Source organism: Kurthia massiliensis (genome assembly GCF_000285555.1).
Taxonomy (GTDB): Bacteria; Bacillota; Bacilli; order Bacillales_A; family Planococcaceae; genus Kurthia; species Kurthia massiliensis.
The window spans coordinates 96,562-112,273 of record NZ_HE610996.1 but is presented as its reverse complement, the minus strand read 5'-3'; the positions used below and the strand labels follow the sequence as shown (position 1 = coordinate 112,273).

Annotated in this window: 14 protein-coding genes; 9 read left to right on the top strand and 5 right to left on the bottom strand. The window is 39.1% G+C overall.

Annotated features, from left to right (window positions below):
• The first annotated feature begins 1 nt into the window (after position 1).
• Together KMHG_RS00985 and KMHG_RS00980 are read left to right on the top strand one after the other, a co-directional pair.
• On the top strand, positions 2-802 hold the full coding sequence (locus tag KMHG_RS00985) for a sulfurtransferase (RefSeq protein WP_010286052.1): 801 nt from the start codon (positions 2-4) through the stop codon (positions 800-802).
• Positions 803-934: 132 nt separating this feature from the next.
• A complete protein-coding gene (locus tag KMHG_RS00980; RefSeq protein ID WP_010286049.1) occupies positions 935-1,615 on the top strand; it encodes a TerC family protein in 681 nt (226 codons plus the stop codon).
• A 197-nt stretch (positions 1,616-1,812) separates the two neighbouring features.
• Here KMHG_RS00980 and pepF read toward each other — a convergent pair whose 3' ends face one another.
• The 3 genes from pepF to gdhA form a co-directional block, all read right to left on the bottom strand.
• The gene (pepF, locus tag KMHG_RS00975; RefSeq protein WP_010286048.1) at positions 1,813-3,621 is read right to left on the bottom strand and encodes an oligoendopeptidase F; all 1,809 of its coding nucleotides are present in this window, start codon (positions 3,619-3,621) and stop codon (positions 1,813-1,815) included.
• Positions 3,622-3,728: 107 nt separating this feature from the next.
• Positions 3,729-4,415: a phosphoribosylaminoimidazolesuccinocarboxamide synthase gene (locus KMHG_RS00970; RefSeq protein WP_010286045.1), complete on the bottom strand. Its 687-nt coding sequence runs from the start codon at positions 4,413-4,415 to the stop codon at positions 3,729-3,731.
• Between the two features lie 189 nt (positions 4,416-4,604).
• Positions 4,605-5,975: an NADP-specific glutamate dehydrogenase gene (gdhA, locus tag KMHG_RS00965; RefSeq protein ID WP_010286044.1), complete on the bottom strand. Its 1,371-nt coding sequence runs from the start codon at positions 5,973-5,975 to the stop codon at positions 4,605-4,607.
• 187 nt (positions 5,976-6,162) lie between these two features.
• Here gdhA and KMHG_RS00960 point away from each other — a divergent pair, with 187 nt between their 5' ends.
• Positions 6,163-6,621: a YaiI/YqxD family protein gene (locus KMHG_RS00960; RefSeq protein ID WP_010286043.1), complete on the top strand. Its 459-nt coding sequence runs from the start codon at positions 6,163-6,165 to the stop codon at positions 6,619-6,621.
• 430 nt (positions 6,622-7,051) lie between these two features.
• Here the strand turns inward: KMHG_RS00960 and KMHG_RS00955 are convergent, their stop codons facing one another.
• Complete coding sequence (locus KMHG_RS00955) at positions 7,052-7,879, bottom strand: squalene/phytoene synthase family protein (RefSeq protein WP_010286042.1); 828 nt, start codon at positions 7,877-7,879, stop codon at positions 7,052-7,054.
• A gap of 148 nt (positions 7,880-8,027) precedes the next feature.
• On the opposite strand from KMHG_RS00955, the gene KMHG_RS00950 reads away from it, so the two are divergent.
• The 3 genes from KMHG_RS00950 (at position 8,028) to KMHG_RS00940 (ending at position 11,851) form a co-directional block, all read left to right on the top strand.
• Complete coding sequence (locus tag KMHG_RS00950) at positions 8,028-9,590, top strand: amidohydrolase (protein WP_010286041.1); 1,563 nt, start codon at positions 8,028-8,030, stop codon at positions 9,588-9,590.
• A gap of 57 nt (positions 9,591-9,647) precedes the next feature.
• Positions 9,648-10,496, top strand: coding sequence for a type II pantothenate kinase (gene coaW / locus KMHG_RS00945; protein WP_010286040.1), 849 nt, complete (start codon positions 9,648-9,650; stop codon positions 10,494-10,496).
• A 128-nt stretch (positions 10,497-10,624) separates the two neighbouring features.
• On the top strand, positions 10,625-11,851 hold the full coding sequence (locus KMHG_RS00940; RefSeq protein WP_315969395.1) for an MFS transporter: 1,227 nt from the start codon (positions 10,625-10,627) through the stop codon (positions 11,849-11,851).
• Between the two features lie 34 nt (positions 11,852-11,885).
• On the opposite strand, the gene KMHG_RS00935 is transcribed toward KMHG_RS00940, so the two are convergent.
• Positions 11,886-12,272, bottom strand: coding sequence for a reverse transcriptase-like protein (locus tag KMHG_RS00935; RefSeq protein WP_010286036.1), 387 nt, complete (start codon positions 12,270-12,272; stop codon positions 11,886-11,888).
• Positions 12,273-12,362: 90 nt separating this feature from the next.
• On the opposite strand from KMHG_RS00935, the gene KMHG_RS00930 reads away from it, so the two are divergent.
• From KMHG_RS00930 to KMHG_RS00920, 3 genes are all read left to right on the top strand, one after another.
• Complete coding sequence (locus KMHG_RS00930) at positions 12,363-12,557, top strand: zinc-finger domain-containing protein (protein ID WP_010286035.1); 195 nt, start codon at positions 12,363-12,365, stop codon at positions 12,555-12,557.
• 242 nt (positions 12,558-12,799) lie between these two features.
• A complete protein-coding gene (locus KMHG_RS00925) occupies positions 12,800-14,161 on the top strand; it encodes an aspartate kinase (RefSeq protein WP_010286026.1) in 1,362 nt (453 codons plus the stop codon).
• A 204-nt stretch (positions 14,162-14,365) separates the two neighbouring features.
• Positions 14,366-15,709 (top strand): hemolysin family protein, encoded by a 1,344-nt coding sequence (locus KMHG_RS00920; RefSeq protein WP_010286025.1) that lies wholly within the window; start codon positions 14,366-14,368, stop codon positions 15,707-15,709.
• Positions 15,710-15,712 lie beyond the last annotated feature (3 nt).

The window sequence follows — 15,712 nt, the reverse complement described above, 5'->3', positions numbered from 1 at the left end:
TATGACAACCGTATTTGTAAAAGCGTCTGAAATTCAAACACCAGCTTATTTTTTAGATGCGCGTTTTAACTTAGCAGATCCACAAGCAGGAAAACAAGCCTTTGCAGCAGGGCATATCGAAGGAGCGCGTCATATCGACATTGAAGATCATCTATCTGATATGTCATCTGACGCAGGACGCCACCCGATGCCGACAAAAGCGCAATTAACAGCGACATTCCGTCAACTCGGATTAACGTATGACCAGCCGATTTATATTTACGATAACGGTGGCGAACCGTTCGCTGCACGTGCGTACTTTATGTTGCAATATGGCGGTTTCACGAATAGCTATATCGTGCAAGATGGTTATGAAGGATTACAACGTGCAGGTTTTGCTGTAACGACCGACGTTGAGACAACAACGTCAGACGTAGACGTTCAATTTAATGATGATGTGTACGTAGATCGTGCGGCGGTAAAAGAAGTTGCGCGTGGTAAAATAAACAAAGTGTTGTTAGATGCGCGCTCAAACGTGCGTTATCGTGGTGAGGAAGAGCCGATTGATGCGGTCGCGGGTCATATTCCGCGCGCACGCAACTATGATTGGGAACAACTCATTACAGCAGGAATGCTTGCACCAAATGAGACGCTTGCAAATACTGTGTCAAAAGATGAAGATATTATCGTATATTGTGGAAGCGGTGTAACTGCTTCGCCATTATATGCTGTCCTAAAAGAAGCAGGATATCCGAACGTACAAGTGTATACAGGTAGCTTTAGCGATTGGCTTCAATATGAGCCAGTCGTTCAAGAACGCTAAATAAAAAGGTGTTTGCGTAGATGCGCAAACACCTTTTTTAGTCGCAATGACCTGTTCTATGAAATGTGCTTTTCTTTTTAGAGGAAAGGTGTAAAATAAAGTATACATTTTACAATAGAAAGTGGGAGAATTATGGATGGTGAAATGATAAGTAAAATCTTATCGATTATTTTACTCGATATCGTCCTAAGTGGTGATAATGCAGTTGTCATTGCGCTAGCATGTCGTAAGTTAGACCCGTCAAAACGTAAAAAAGCTATTTTACTAGGAACAGCAGGGGCTGTCATTTTACGAATTGTTTTAACAGTCGTAGCCGTTTGGATTTTAGATATTCCGTTCGTTAAATTTATCGGTGGTTTAATGTTATTATATATCGCATGGGATTTAGTGAAATCAGGAGATGATGATCCTGATATCAAAGGGAATTCAGGTTTGTTTGCCGCAGTCCGCACGATCATTATCGCAGACTTTGTTATGAGCTTAGATAACGTGCTTGCTGTTGCGGGTGTTGCAGATGGTCACGTTGGTCTTGCTGCACTTGGCTTGATTATTAGTATTCCAATTATTATTTTCGGTAGTCAAGTCATTATGAAACTGATGGAAAAATTACCGATTCTCGTATGGTTAGGGGCTTTATTAATCGCCTATACATCAGGGGAAATGCTTGTAAGTGATAAATATGGACATAAATATTTAGTAGAAGCATTATTCCCACAAATGGATTGGATCGTTCCAGTACTGATGATGGTCATTTTAATTGCGCTCGGTTTATGGGCAAAAATGCGTCAAACACGTCAAATGACAGGTCAATAAAGCATAATGAAAAGTGACTAGAGAAAAAATAGTCAATAAGAAAAGACATTCATGATTTGGATAAAATCGTGAATGTCTTTTTTCGTCTTTGACAGACGCTTTTCTTGGGCACAGCTCCATCTATTTGTTGGCGCGCATGTTGTTCTCGCAAAAATTGCTACTTTCTCTATTAGCGACTTATTTTGATTGTCCGAACATTAGTCACCAATTTCAGCTGTCAGTTGTTCTAATTGATCGACAAGGCTGCCGATGAACGCAATCGTATCTTTTAACGGTTTATCAGTCGTAATATCGACACCTGCTGTTTTTGCTAGTTCAACAGGAGAAACGGAACCGCCTAATTGAAGCGTTTTTAACCAATCATCTACTGCACCTGCTTCATCATGTAAAATGCGTTGAGATACTTGTGTAGAAATCGTTAAACCAGCGCTATATGTGTAAGGGTATAAGCCCATGTAATAATGTGGCTGACGCATCCATGTTAATTCGGCACCTTCATTAATTACAACGTCTTCGCCCCAGAATGTCTCTAAAACTTCGCGGAATAAGTTGTTTAACGTTTCAGCATTCACCGAACCACCTGCATCAATCATGTCATACACTTCTCGTTGATACGCTGCTTCTAATAAATGCGTGACAAAGTTATGGAAGTACGTGCGTGCGATAATTGTTGAAATGACCCAACGTTTGAAACGTGGATCGTCTGACGATTTTAATAAGTAATTGGCCATTAACATTTCATTCATCGTAGACGGTGCTTCAACAAAATAAGTAGAAGATTCGCTATTAAACAACGTTTGTGCGCGTTGTGCGTTGCGGAAATGACCTGCGTGACCTAATTCATGTGCGAGTACGAATACTTCGTTCATACGGCTCGTCCATGAAATTAAAATGTATGAGTGATGACCGTATGGGCTTGCACAAAAGGCACCTGTTGATTTTCCTTCATTTTGTGCAAAGTCGATCCAACGATTGTCGAATGCTTCATCAATCATTGATAAATAATCGTCACCTAAAACGTGTAATGCTTTTTTCAAGTAATCACGTGATTGTTCAACTGTAATCGTTGGTTCAAACTCAGGGTCAAGTGACACTTTTAAGTCAGCGATAGAAATGAAATCTAAGCCGTGTACTTTTTTTAATAATTGAGCATAGCGGCGCATATGTGGTGCTAACTCTTTCATCGTTATATCAATTTGACGGTTGTATAAATCACGGTCAACTTCTTGATTTGCTAGTAAATAATCGATGACAGAATTATACCCGCGTAAAGTTGCAATCGTTTTTTCAGTTTTAACGTGTGTTTGATACGTTTTCGCCGTCGTATTTTCATAAAGCTTTAATTGTTTTGAAAATGCGTCAAATGCTGCGCGACGAATTGCTGTATTTTCTTCGACTTCCCAGTCACCCTCAAATAAGTTGTAGCTATTTGGATAACTTTTACCGTCTACATCAAAGTTAGGGAATTGAATGTCTGTCAATTTCGTTGTGTTATATAAGCCGTAAGGAGCGTTTATCGTCTCTTGTAGGGAAGCGAGCGCCTTTTCAGTCTCTGGGTGCAATAAATGCGCCTTACGCTCAATTAAACGCGTTATAAAGTGCGTATACGTCTCATCTAATTGTTTTGCTTGCGTAAGAACGTCTTCTGATAGCGCTAAAATATCTGTCTCAATAAATGATAATGTGGCATTCACTTGTGCAAGTGTCGCCGCCATTTTTGCGTAACGTTCTTGTGCAACGGTATTCGTTGCATCTGTTTCTGGGTCGAGCATCGCAAATTCTGAAAATGGTACGAGTGCTGTTTCAAATGCTTCATACGCTTTAATTAACGCTAAAACGTCCTTTGCTGTTTGTACATTGCCTTGCCATTGTTGTTGTAATTGCTGAGCTTTTTCTAAAAATGATGGTAACGCTTTTTCAAACGTTGCTTCATCTTTGACGAGATGTGTTAAATCCCATTTTTCTTCATCAAGAATAGCTTGTCTTTTCGGTGCACTTTGTAGCATCATTTCAACTCCTTCATCATTCGACAATCGAATTAAATTCATTATATAAGAATTGTCGAAATTTTGAAATATAAAAAAGACAAGGGGAGTCCTTGTCTTTTCCATCGTTAAGCTAGCAATATTTCTTCTAATTCAATCGGGTTGATTAAACGCTCTCCTTGGTAAACGTGCATATTGTTCGCTGAAATTTCATTGATTAATAAAATTTCGTCCGTTTGTGAATCGCGCCCAAATTCTAGTTTAATATCGTATAGTTCTAAACCTTTTTTAGCTAAGTCTCTTCGAATAAATTCAGCGACGTCACGTGATAGCTCTTTCATGAAATTAAATTCACGAGAGGTTACTAAATGAAGCGCTTCTAACGTTTCTTGCGTAACAGGTGGTAATTCTTCATCTTCGTTTTTTAATACCATTTCAACGAGTGAATCTAGTTCTTCGCCATGCTCAATAATATCGCTAAAGCGTTTTTCAAATGTGCCAATTGCACGGAAACGACAAATGACATCAATGCCATGAGGTCCGAAAGGCTTCGTATCTTTAACGAACATTGTGGGACTGTTTTCGTTCACAGAAATAAAGTGCGTTGGGACATCGATGGCGTTTAGCTTCTTAAAGAAGTAAGCAGATAATCGCAAACTTGATAAGCCAGCACCTGGTATCGTTTTTAATACTGATTTTGCAGCAGGATCAAACATCCCGTTTTTGCCTGTTACTGCATCTTTAAATTGAATTTGAAGCGCACCGCTTGGTAGGCGATAAACGTTCTTATTTTTTCCTTCGTAGACTAATTTCATTTTAATCACTCCTCTGTCATCTCTTAGTTGTATTTTAATGGAAAAGATAGTAATTTGTATCGAAAAGAATAAAAGAAGGGATTTAATGTAAAAACGACAAAAAATAAAAGAAAGCGCGTTTCCTTTGGAGAGACGCACTTTCTTAAAGTAGCATATTTTAGTTTGTTTTAACGAAATATGAAGCTCGAATTAGATAACACCTTGTGCAAGCATTGCATCTGCAACTTTTTTGAAGCCTGCGATGTTTGCGCCTACTAATAAGTTACCTTCGTGACCGTATTGTTTTGCAGCTTCGCTACATTCTTTGTAGATATTTTTCATGATGCCGTGTAATTTTGCATCAACTTCTTCGAATGTCCAGAATTGACGTTGGCTATCTTGTGCCATTTCTAATGCTGATACAGCTACACCACCAGCGTTTGCAGCTTTTGCAGGGCCGAATAATACTTTGTTTGCGTAGTATACGTCGATTGCTTCTAATGTAGAAGGCATATTTGCACCTTCACCGACAGCTTTTACACCGTTTGCTACTAATGTTTTTGCAGCTGCTTCGTCGATTTCGTTTTGTGTTGCACAAGGTAGTGCGATGTCACATGGAATTGTCCAGATGCCTGCGCAACCTTCAGTGTAAGTAGCTTCTGGGTGTACGTTTACGTATTCAGAGATACGCGCTTTACGTACTTCTTTAATATCTTTTAATGTATCAATGTTGATACCGTTTGGATCGTGGATGTAACCTGAAGAATCTGATACGGCAACGACTTTTGCACCAAGTTGTTGTGCTTTTTGCGTTGCATAGATTGCTACGTTACCAGAACCAGATACAACGACAGTTTGGTTCGCGAAAGATTCACCGATTTCTTTTAACATTTCTTTTACGAAGTATACGCAGCCGTAACCAGTTGCTTCTGTACGAGCTAAAGAACCACCGAATGATAAGCCTTTACCAGTTAAGACGCCTGGTTCGTAACCACCGCGGATACGTTTGTATTGACCGTATAAGTAACCAACTTCGCGGCCACCTACGCCGATGTCACCAGCAGGAACGTCCGTATCTTGACCGATATGACGGTAAAGTTCTGTCATGAATGCTTGGCAGAAACGCATGATTTCGTTGTTTGATTTACCTTTTGGATCGAAGTCAGAACCACCTTTACCGCCGCCGATTGGTTGGCCAGTAAGTGAGTTTTTGAAAATTTGTTCGAAACCTAAGAATTTGATGATTGATTCGTTTACTGATGGGTGGAAACGAAGACCGCCTTTGTAAGGTCCGATTGCAGAGTTGAATTGGATACGGTAGCCGCGGTTCACTTGAACTTTACCGTTATCATCTACCCAGCTAACACGGAATTTTAAAATACGTTCTGGTTCAACGATGCGTTCTAAAATCGCTGCGTCAACATATTCTGGGTGTTGTTCAAATACAGGTGTTAAAGAATAGATGATTTCTTTTACTGCTTGTAAAAACTCTGGTTCGTGAGCGTTTAGTGTTTGTAGTTTGTTATAAACGTTATCGATGTATGTTTTTGCTTGAGAATCTGTGTTTGTAAGTGTAACCATTAAAAATGCCCCCATTGTGTTTATGTTTTGTTGATGCATTAATCGTAAACGGAAATTTCAAAAATTTCAAACGTCTTAAGATATAAAAAAACTGACAATTCATAAAAGAGCGATTAAACAAAAAATGGTTTTTGCATTTCGAAATGTTCATAATGAGGGTAAAGTGAAAAGGAAGGAGGAAGAGAAAATGCCAAAAATTTGTATTGATGCTGATGGGTGCCCAGTCGTACGAGAAGTCATTGAAGTGGGCCAACAATTTGGACTAGAGGTGATCATTTTTTGTGATACATCACATGAGATTGTCAGAGAGGGCGCAACAACCGTAACCGTTTCCAAAGGTAATGATTCCGCGGATTTCGCGCTCGTCAACCGAATTCAAAAAGGGGATATTGTCGTGACACAAGATTACGGTCTTGCCACGATGGTGTTAGCAAAAAATGGTTTTTGTGTTGATCAAAATGGGAGAGAATATACCCATGGAAATATTGATGCTTTGTTAAATATCCGCCACGTTAGCAAAAAGATTCGCCAAAACGGTGGGCACATAAAGGGGCCTAAAAAACGTGCGAAAGATGCAAATAAAATCTTCTTAGAAAAATTTCGACAAATTTGTGAACGGATATTATATATAGATAAATTAGATTGATTACATATCGAAATGAGATTAATTAACGATTTTAAGGTATTATTTATCAGAATTTTTATCCCTTTTTAGAAAAGAAACAGTTGTGTCAAGTTTTTGACGATGAAATTACGCGTATCAAACAACGTTCGGAAATGAAATTATTCTGGTTGAACGATCACGAAATGAGATTGTTTTTATGCATCTATGAGATAAGTGGATATTTAATAATATTTGCTCGTATATAAAAGACATATAACGGAGCATATGGCATAGGAATTGAATGATTTATCGAAAAGTGCCACAAAAAGAGGCTGGGACATAAGTGTAAAAACCTCATCTCAAATGAGCATAAAAAAACCGGAATCGCGCTATGACGCGGTTCCGGTTTTTTGTTGAGAAAGCTAAAAAGGAAAATGAAATGTTTCGTCTCAGTCTCTTTTTATGTGTGAAGTTATTTTGTCTCTTCATCTAACGCTGCGACAGTGGCTTCTACTTCTGCACGCGTTAATTTTTCATGTCCTTTTTCCATCGTTGCTAACGTTTTGTGCGCAAGTGCTAATGGAATTTTACAGAACATTTTAATGCTACGTTTTGATAATTGCTGATTATATGCTTCAGCTTTTGTTAAATTGTCGTTGGCATAGGCGAATAAATCATCGCGTGTCCAGCCTTCTGGTACGAAGCAGACACCGCGTTCTGCATCTTCGTCTTGGTTACGTAAAATATTGACCGCTTGTAAACCACGACCGAAACCGATTGCTAAGTCACGATCCGTATCAATATCAGCGAATGTTTTCCAAATATCTGAAAGCATGACACCGACGAGGCCTGCTACATAGTATGTGTAATCGTCTAAGTCTTCTTTTGTTTTGCAAACCCAACCCTTTAATGCCCATTTTGCCATACCGCGTGCCATTTCGGCTGTAGAAGCGGCGACACGTGTACGAATGGCATCTGGGCAAAGTGATAACCAATCAGCTAAACGTAATGATACTTCTGGTAAAATATTCGCGTAATCCGCGATCTCAGCTAAATAAACTTCTTCATTAAAAGGTAAGTTTTCCAGTAAATCCGCCGTTTTATTTAACATACGTGCTTTTTCTTCTACTGAAATGTCTTCGTGATCTTCGATTTCATCGATTGCACGCATACATAAGTAAGCTGTCGCAACGGTCGTTTTCATTTCTTTCTCTAAAAACGTAATCGGGATAAAAAATGTACGACTCGTCGCTTTTAAAACATTCATGGCTTCTTTATATAATTGTTTTTGTTGTATCACGCGGATACCTCCGTTCGAACTGTTAAATTGTTTTCCTATTTATCGTATCGCAAATAGTTTGAAATAGACAATGAAAAAACAGATTTTCGAGACAATTTCCAATTTCTGATATAATAATGCCAACTTAAGCGCGCAAGGGGGAACGATGATGAAAACTTTATGGTACGGTGGTACGATTTATACGATGATTGGTGAAGGGGATACTGTCGAAGCTCTACTTGTAGAAGACGGTAAGATTATAAAAACAGGTGCATATGAAAAGCTAGCACCACTCGCAAATGAGAAAAAAGATCTTCATGGGAATGTCATGTATCCAGGATTTGTCGATAATCATATCCATTTAATCGGCTACGGTGAATTATTAATGAAACGCACATTACATCACGTGACGACAGCAGCACAAATGTTAGAAGAATTAAAAGCAGAAGCTAAACAGTTAGATGGTAAGGCTTGGTTGTATGCGGATATGTGGGATGATAATCAATTAGATCGACTTCCTACTATTAAAGAGCTAGATGCAATTTATGAAGGGCCGATGATGTTACGACGTGTTTGTCGCCATGTTGCGTTAACGAATCATGCGGGCCTAGCACAATTAAATATTCACGAACAAAGTGAAAATCCACCAAGTGGCACGTATGGCCGAGATGCAGATGGACGTTTAAATGGCTTATTGTATGAATCTGCGAATGATGCATTGTTAGAACTAGCATCATCAAATGTATCAGAAGCACAATTAGACGACATGATGCGCCTAGCTATTGACCAATTAGTAGCGAATGGCATTACAGGTGTACATAGTGAAGATTTAGGTTATTTTGGGCATTACACGAAGTCACTCGGTGCATATCATCGCATTATTGGACGTGAACGACATTTTCGTGCACATATGTTGCGTAACCATCGTGTATTCGAACAAATGATAAAAGATGGCGCAACTTCTGAACATCCGTATATTGAAATGGGCGCGATGAAAATCTTTGCAGATGGCTCTTTCGGTGGAGATACAGCGTATTTAGTTGAGCCGTATGAAACGGCACCGACAAAAGGATTGCGTATTCATACAGATGAGGAAATGTTGGCACTCGTTCAACTAGCGAGAAAATATGATTGTGCCATAGCTGTTCATGCAATTGGTGACGGTGCGATTGAGCAAGTAATCGAAGTGTTAGAAAAAGTTGAGCCCGTTCATATGCGTGACCGTTATATTCATGGGAGTTTATGTACGCCAGCACAAATTGAACGACTTGCTTCATTAAATGTCGTTGTCGATGCACAGCCAATTTTTTTATTATCTGATATGCCATGGGTAGCTAAAAAATTAGGAAATACGCGCGCACAATATTTATATCCGTGGAAAAGCTTCTTAAAAGCAGGGCTCGTTTTAGGCGCGGGTACAGATGCACCAATTGAACGAATCAATCCGTTTGAAAATATTTATGCGGGTGTAACACGTCAACCGTTTAGTGGTGGTGATGTTTACGGCGAAAACGAACGCTTGTCGGCATATGATTTAATACATATGTATACAGTAGGGAGCGCGTATACAGGTAATCAAGAAACGTATCGAGGGCATATCGCGCCACAATTTGATGCGGATTTTACGATTGTTGATCGAGATTTATGTCAATGTACACCGCAAGAAATTTTACAAACGGTCGTCATAGAAACCGTCGTTGCAGGAAACGTTGTTTATCAGCACGAGAAATAGTTGCAACGGAGCGCGTTTCGAATTAAAGTGGAGTGGGAACGAAAGGAAGATTTATAGATGATGACAACTATTGGGATTGATGCGGGCGGCACGCTAACGAAAGTAGCGTATCAAGATGATGCAGGTGCATTACAAGTTCAGCACTATCCATCAACACAATTAGCGCGTGTAGCAGCTTTTATTAATGAACATCCAGAAATTGAGACAATCGGTATGACAGGTGGTCGCGCAGAGCAATTAAACGCTCTTTTAGACGATCAACGTCAGCTTTATTTTTTAGTCGAATTTGAAGCAACATTGCGCGGTGTGAACGAACAATTACAACAACAAAATAGCAACTTGGCCCGTTGTATTATTACGAATATTGGCTCGGGGACATCGATTCATTATAAAAATGGTGATGCGTATCAACGTGTAAGTGGTACAGGTATTGGTGGTGGTACGCTCGTTGGCTTGAGCGCTCTAATGACAGGAGAATATGATTATCATACGATTGCAGAGCATGCAAAAACGGGTAATCGTAAAAAAGTGGACTTGATGGTCGCTGACATTTTTGAAGGTATGGAAGTACCTGCACCGCTAGATCCTGATTTAACAGCAAGTAATTTCGGGAAAGTTGGCTTAAAATCGCCACGTGATTATGAAAAAGCAGATTTATTAGCGACGACGATGGGACTTGTAGGGGAAGTTGTTTCGACGTTAAGTATTCAACTTGCTGAGCAATATCAAGTAGAGCACATCGTTTATATAGGAACGACACTGGATCATAACGATAAATTACGAGAAGTCATTGCAAGTTATACGAAATTAAAGAAAAAAACAGCTGTCTTTTTAGGGGATGAAGGTTTTAGTGGCGCTATTGGGGCATTGTTATATGCTAAAGAATGTGCTACAAACTCTTTATAAAAATGAAAGGAATCGTCGGATGACGGTTCTTTTTTTATGATTTTTGTGTAAAAATATACTGATGATTCCAATAGATTTGCTCTATTTTACGTGCTTTATGACATAATTTTGTTGTTGCGGTATCATGGATACGTAATATTGAAGACGTCTATTGTAGACGCAATAGAAAGGTTGAGCATATGGAACAACAAAACGAACATATTTTCACACCACGCTTTTTAAGCTTATTTTTTACGAATTTAGCCATTTTCCTCGTCTTTTACGGTTTAGTGACGACATTGCCATTATACGCATTAGACACATTGCATCGCTCGGACGATGAATCTGGATTACTTGTGACAGTGTTTTTAGTATCTGCAATTATTGCACGTCCGTTTAGCGGGAAGTTACTCGATTTATACGGCAAAAAACGTTTGCTCGTCATTAGTTTATTATTTTACTTAATTTGTACCGTGGCGTATGTGTTTTTTAAAGATTTTACATTATTGTTAGCGTTGCGCTTTTTCCAAGGGATTTGGTTTAGTATTGCAACGACAGCAGCAGGATCACTCGCTGCCGATATCGTGCCGGAAAAACGTAAAGGGACTGGCTTAGGATATTTTGCTATGTCTACGAATTTAGCGATTGTTATCGGGCCATTTATTAGCTTATTAGTGATTCAATATTTTAGCTTTAACGCGCTTTTCATCGTATTGGCTGTTTTTGTGACACTCGGAGCATTGTTTGCGATGACGTTTAAACAAACAGCACCTGTTGTGAAGCAAACGACAAAATTCCGTTTAACATTTAACGATTTATTTGAGAAAAAAGCGGTGCCGTTAGCGATGATTGCAGCGTTTATCGCGATCGCGTATTCAAGCGTTTTATCGTTCTTATCACTATACGCATCGGAGAAAGATTTACTCGGCGCGGCTAGTTATTTTTACGCTGTATTAGCTGTTGCGATGATCGGTGTCCGTCCACTGACAGGGCGTATTTATGATACGTACGGTGCTAAATTTGTCATTATTCCATCATTCATGTTGTTTGCTATCGGTTTAGCGATGATTGCCAATGCGAACGGTGCATTATTATTTTTATGCTCTGCTATTTTCATTGGGGCAGGGTATGGTACATTAACGACAAGTTTCCAATCACTGTGCGTACAAGCGACAGCGCCGACACGTACAAGCTATGCGACAGCGACTTACTTCACATTTTTCGATTTAGGTATCGCACTTGGCTCATACGTACTCGGTATTATCGCCGTATCAATGAGCTATCATGAAGTATACTTACTGTCAGCCATTTTAATGATTGTCATTTTAATCGTATATATGATTGGATTTACGCGTAAAAAACAAACCCACGCATAAAAAATAGCGGGCCACAATTGTGGTACCGCTTTTTTTATTGCTTGCGAATTGCTTCACGCGCGAGCGCATCCGCTGCTTTATTTTTATCATCAGGAATCCATTTAATGAAAAAGAGTGGGAACGTATCGATGATTTCGAGCGCTTCATCTAACAACAAACGATACGATTCTTTTTTCACGTAGCGTTTTTCAATAGAAGTAACGACAATTTTAGAATCAGAGCGCACAGAGACGATCGATGGCGCTAACGGTTGTACTTCTTGTAACGCACGTACAAGCGCTTGAAATTCCGCATGATGATTGTCTGTCACACCAATTGGTTCGCTAATTTTTACGTGATGGCCTTCGCCTTTAATAAAAATACCGATGCCTGATTTGCCAGGATTTCCGGCACTTGCTGCATCAATATACACTTCTAACATTCAATCCCTACTTTCTAAGAAACGTTACTTGCATCATATCATAGGACAGCGTAAAATATAAAAATACTTAAAATTGAGGTGATTTCATTGTTGGATCATCAATCGATCGTAAAAGAAATAGACGATATGACCGACCGTTATTGTGAAGGGTGTTTCGTGAAGGAACAATTGCGCAAAGATCGCGGCAAACCAGGCGCACACCGTTTTTGCATTGAATCGTGCACAGTTGGCGAACAATTACAGTTTTTAGGACAAGAATTGTTGAAGGTATATACAAGAAAATAATAGATAGCTGGGACGAAAGAAAAGATATTTGTAGCAAATCTTTTCACAAGACGTAAATGGCACTCTTAATCGAGCGAATTCACGCGTTTTTGGACGTCCCTTTTATTATATACTCTTGAAAATTCTGAATATTTTTGCAAGAATAAAATATAAAAATATATTGACTCTTTCGATAATCATTATGTACACTGTTGGAAGACAGATGTTTATTCTAAAAATACAGACGATAAGGATTTGATGACATGAAAGTATGTAAATTCGGTGGCACATCCGTTGCTAGTGCAGAGCAAGTAAAAAAAGTGGCAAATATCGTACAGAGTGATAGCGAACGTCGTTGCGTTGTCGTCTCAGCGCCTGGTAAACGTCATGCAGACGATATTAAAGTAACAGATTTATTAATCGATTTAGCAGAAGCTGTAAACGCTGGTGCTGAAATCGAAGATAAAATCCAAGCAGTCGTGACACGTTACGAAGATAACGCACGTGGCTTAGGCTTAGATCAAGAAATCTCTGACATTATCGAAGCAGATTTACGTGCCCGTTGCACGAACGCTGTAAAAGTTTCGCCTGAATACGTATTAGATAGCTTAAAGGCGAGTGGAGAAGACAATAACGCAAAAATGATTGCGATGTACTTCAATAGCATCGGAATCGAAGCGAAATACGTAAGCCCGAAAGACGGTTTAATCGTTAACGAACCACCTGCACGTACGATGGCATTACCAGAAGCGTACGAAAACTTAAGCGTGTTAAAAGATTCAAAAGAAATTATCGTATTCCCTGGTTTCTTCGGTTATACGAAAGACGGCGTTTTACGTACGTTTGACCGCGGTGGTTCAGATATTACAGGCGCAATTTTAGCAGCTGCAGTCGGTGCAGATCTTTATGAAAACTTTACAGACGTCGATTGCGTATTTAGTGCTAATCCGAAAGTTGTAAACAATCCAGCCGAAATTACAGAAATCACTTATCGTGAAATGCGTGAATTATCATATGCAGGTTTCTCAGTGTTCCATGATGAAGCTTTAATGCCTGTATTTAAATTGAAAATTCCAGTAAACATCAAAAATACGAACAATCCAGCAGCGCCAGGTACACGTATCGTTGCAGAAAGTGTTGAAAAACGTCGTCCTGTAACAGGTATTTCTGCCGATAAAGGTTTCTCGATTCTTTACGTAAGTAAATATTTAATGAACCGCGAAATCGGTTTCGGTCGCAAATTGCTACAAATTTTAGAAGAAGAAAATATTTCATACGAACATACACCATCAGGATTAGATGATATTTCAGTGATCGTTCGTAGCTATCAATTAGATGAAGCGAAAGAAGCACGTATTTTAAAACGTGTGCGCGAAGAATTACATGCGGATGATGTACATTTCCGTCATGGCTTCTCGATGATCGTTGTCGTCGGTGAAGGTATGAATAACAATACAGGTTTAGCGGCACGTGCAGCGACAGCCATTTCTAAAACGGGTGCGAATATCGAAATGATTAATCAAGGTTCTTCAGAAGTATCGTTATCATTTGGGGTACAAGATCAATATGCAGATGCTATTTTAAAATCATTGTACGAAGAATTTTTTCAGCCCGTTAACGTGTAAATAAAGTTGTTAAGAAGACGTATACAATTTGTGTACGTCTTTTTTGTGAAATTGTGACATAAAAAGTTTTTTTGTATAGAAAATTTACTTTTAAAATAGTTATAGATTGCATTATAGAGTAGATTTTGATTACATTAGAATTAACACATGTACAGGAGGTGAATTCTTTATGGTGGTAGCATTACACCATCGTAAAGAAATTATTTGGACGGAGAAATAGTCTGGAAACTTATTTTATTCGCGGTATTAATCGCCGCAACCGCATTTTTCGTTTCGACGGAGTTTGCGATTGTAAAGGTTCGTACAACACGTATTGATCAACTAATCGCAGAAGGCAATAAACGTGCAGTAAAAGCAAAACGAGTGATTACACATTTAGATGAATATTTATCGGCGTGTCAACTCGGTATTACGATTACAGCATTAGGTTTAGGTTGGATCGGGGAGCCGACAGTAGAAGCGATTTTACATCCAGTATTCCATGCAATGGGACTGGAAGGAAGCATTGCAACGATTGTGTCGTTTATTATTGCGTTCTCACTTGTCACGTATTTCCACGTAGTCGTCGGGGAACTTGCCCCGAAAACGTTAGCCATTCAAAAAGCAGAAGCGGTAACATTAGCTTTTGCAGGACCACTCATGATTTTCTATAAAATTATGTACTTGCCGATTCGTTTATTAAACGGTTCAGCGCGTCTATTAACAAAAATGTTTGGCTTACAAATGATGTCTGAAAACGAAGAGGTACATAGCGAGGAGGAACTTCGTATGATCGTTGCTGATAGTTTTAAAGGCGGCGAGATTAACCCTGCTGAATTCAACTATGTAAACCGTATCTTCGAATTTGATGATCGTGTCGCGAAAGAAGTAATGGTGCCTCGTACTGAAATTTTTAGTCTTGAAAAAGATATGACATTAACGGAAGTATTTACGTTAATGGACGTAGAACAATATACGCGCTATCCGGTAACGGACGGCGATAAAGACCACATTATCGGCTTCGTGAATATGAAGCAATTGCTTTCAGAAATGATTCGCCATGAAGAAAGTGGTCAAAAGAAAATTGAAGAATTTGTACAACCGATTATTCAAGTCATTGAAACGATTCCAATTGGCGATTTATTAATTAAATTCCAAGCGAAACGCATTCATATTGCAATTTTATTAGATGAATACGGTGGTACGTCTGGTTTAGTAACGATTGAAGATATTATTGAAGAGATTGTCGGGGAAATTCGCGATGAATTTGATGCAGATGAATTACCTGAAAAACATGAATTCAATAAAAATCACTTTAACGTTAGCGGTAAGTTGTTGATTGATGAAGTAAACGACTTGACGGGTATGGCATTAGACGATGAGGACATTGATACGATTGGTGGCTGGTTTATGGCCCAACGTAGCGATGTTCAACAAGGCGATACAATTGATGAACAAGGATTCCGCTTTACAGCAATCGAAGTGAATAATCATCAAATCGTCCGCATTGACATTAAACGCCTACCAGAAGCGCGTGAAAATTTAGCAGAAGCTGAAGCAGAACAATAAAAA